The sequence below is a fragment of the Stenotrophomonas sp. 05L44_2 genome (assembly GCF_056665995.1).
The window spans coordinates 1-1,278 of the sequence record NZ_JBFTNR010000944.1; the positions used below are offsets into that span (position 1 = coordinate 1).

Consider the following 1,278-nt stretch of genomic DNA (forward strand, 5'->3'; position numbering starts at 1 on the left):
AACACCGGCACCGGCGCGATCACCGCCAGCTACGGCGACCTCGGCAAGCTGGAAGCGCAGAACATCGTGCTCAAGTTCGATGGCAGCAACTGGGCCGCCAGCCGCGCCGACACCGGCGCCAGCGTGCCGCTGACCGGCACCGGTACCGCTGCCGACCCGTTGATCATCAACGGCGTGAAGCTGGTGGTGGGCGGCACCCCGGCGGCCAACGACCGCTTCCTGCTGCAGCCGACGGCTGGCGTGGCCGGCAGCCTGGAGATGGCGATCACCGATCCGTCGCGCATTGCCGCGGCCGCCGCCATCAAGGGCGCTGCCGCACTGGCCAACACCGGCACCGGCAAGCTGAGCGGCGTGACCGTGACCGATGCGGCCAACGCCAACCTGCGCAATCCTGCTGCGATCGTGTTCACCTCGGCCACCACCTACACCATCGATGGCGGCCCACCGCAGACCTATACGCCCGGGCAGACCATCAGCGCCAACGGCTGGAGCTTCGTGCTCGATGGCGTGCCGAAGAATGGCGACACCTTCAACATCACCCCGACCCCGGCCGGCTCGTCGGACAACAGCAATGCCACCAAGCTGTCCAAGGTGGAATCGGCCAAGGCGTTCAACGCCGGCACGGTGACGCTGGGCGGCGCATTGGGCGGGCTGACCACCCAGGTCGGTGCAGCAGCGCGTTCGGCGGAGTATTCGCTGGGGGCGCAGCAGGTGATCGCCGACCAGGCACAGGCAGCGCGTGACGAAGTGTCCGGCGTCAACCTCGATGAGGAAGCGGCCGACATGCTGCGCCTGCAACAGGCCTACCAGGCCGCCTCGCAGCTGATCTCCACCGCCGATTCCATGTTCCAGACCATCCTGGGAGCCGTGCGCCGATGAGCAACCGCATCTCCACCGGAATGATGTACAGCCAGTCGGTAGCGCTGATGATGGCCAAGCAGGCCAAACTCAGCCACCTGGAACAGCAGATCGCCACCGGCAGCAAGATCGTCAGCGCCAAGGACGATCCGGTCGCCGCAGGCGCTGCGGTGGGCCTGGACCGCAGCCTGGCCGCACTGGAACGCATGAAGCTCAATGGCAACAACGTGCAGAACCGTCTGGGCGTGCAGGAAAACACCCTGGCCCAGGTCAACGACCTGATGGCGCGCGTCAACGATCTGACCATCCAGGCCAGCAATCCCGCCTTGAGTGCGCCCGACAAGAAGACCCTGATCACCGAGTTGAACCAGATCCGCGAGGGCCTGCTGTCGCTGGCCAACAGCAGCGACGGCACCGGCC

The 1,278-nt window shown here is 66.7% G+C and carries 2 protein-coding genes; both read left to right on the forward strand.

The window, feature by feature from the left end; genetic code table 11:
• Positions 1 to 879: flagellar basal body rod C-terminal domain-containing protein (locus AC1VAN_RS22175; protein WP_480986787.1), on the forward strand; the 879-nt coding region annotated here is incomplete at its 5' end.
• A partial coding sequence (gene flgL, locus AC1VAN_RS22180) for a flagellar hook-associated protein FlgL (RefSeq protein ID WP_480986788.1) occupies positions 876 to 1,278 on the forward strand: 403 nt, incomplete at its 3' end. The genes AC1VAN_RS22175 and flgL, both read left to right, overlap by 4 nt.